This window comes from Mycobacterium sp. E787, assembly GCF_001668725.1.
In the GTDB taxonomy this organism is placed as follows: Bacteria; Actinomycetota; Actinomycetes; order Mycobacteriales; family Mycobacteriaceae; genus Mycobacterium.
On sequence record NZ_LZKL01000018.1, the window covers coordinates 1 to 1,021 of the forward strand.

Here is a 1,021-nt window from a genome sequence, read left to right on the forward strand (position 1 = left end):
CTTGAACTCCAGCACCCGGGGCTGGTCGAGTTCGTACACCGTCGTGCCGTCGGGCCAGGGCAGCCGCCACGCCCGCGCGTCCAGGCCCGCCGCCAGGATCACCGACTGGCGGATGCCCGCCTTGGTCGCGTCGAGGAAGAACTGGTCGAAAAACGCCGTCCGCGAGGCCATGTAGCCGACCATCGCCTGCATCTGCAGCGGCACCGTGGGCTCGGCCTCGATGAGCTCGGGAGGCAGCTGGGGGACGGAGTGCCAGCTCCACACCCCGTCGCCGACCGCGTCGAGGAAGACCTGGGCGAACGGATCGGAGATCAGCGGGTTCTCGCTGCGGGTCTCGGCGGCGCGCGCCGAGGCGACGCCCAGCGCCGTCGCCCCCACGCTTTCGGTGATCTCCCAGGTGTCGTTGTCGGTGCGCGCCACGCTCACTCCTTCTCGGCCGCCACGAAGAGCGTCTTGGGCGCGGCGTCTTCGACGCCCGCTGGAGGCCTGCGGTCGTAGCTCGCCATCAACTCCTCGGCCGGGGTCACCGTGACGTCCCAACCGTGCCGCCGCAACCAGTCGCCGACGTCCTCGCGTTCCTCGAAGTACCACAGGTCGTGGACGTCGGGGATGTCCCGTTCGGGCTGGAGCTTGGCGATCAGGTCGCGCACCCGCTGCATGTCCGCGCGCCGCTTTTCGATGGCGGCCTCGTCGAGGAAGTCGGGCCCAGGGGCTTCCACCGCGATCCGGCTGCCCGCGACCCCCAGCGCGTCGACGCGCTCGAACAGCAACTCCTGGGCCGCCGCCGGCAGGAACGGCAGCAGCCCCTCGGCCGACCAGGCGCTCGGCAGCGAGGCGTCAAAACCGGCCTGCCGCAACGCCGCCGGCCAGTCGTGGCGCAGGTCGACGGGCACCGGCACCAGGTTGCAGGTCGGCAACGCGCCGTTTTCCCGCAGCGTCGAGGACTTGAACTCCAGCACCCGGGGCTGGTCGAGTTCGTACACCGTCGTGCCGTCGGGCCAGGGCAGCCGCCACGCCCGCG

Annotated in this window: 2 protein-coding genes; both read right to left on the minus strand. The window is 71.5% G+C overall.

The window, feature by feature from the left end:
• A partial coding sequence (locus A5705_RS03630) for a class I SAM-dependent methyltransferase (protein WP_156763020.1) occupies positions 1–420 on the minus strand: 420 nt, incomplete at its 3' end.
• Positions 421–422: 2 nt separating this feature from the next.
• Positions 423–1,021: SAM-dependent methyltransferase (locus tag A5705_RS03635; RefSeq protein ID WP_156763021.1), on the minus strand; the 599-nt coding region annotated here is incomplete at its 5' end.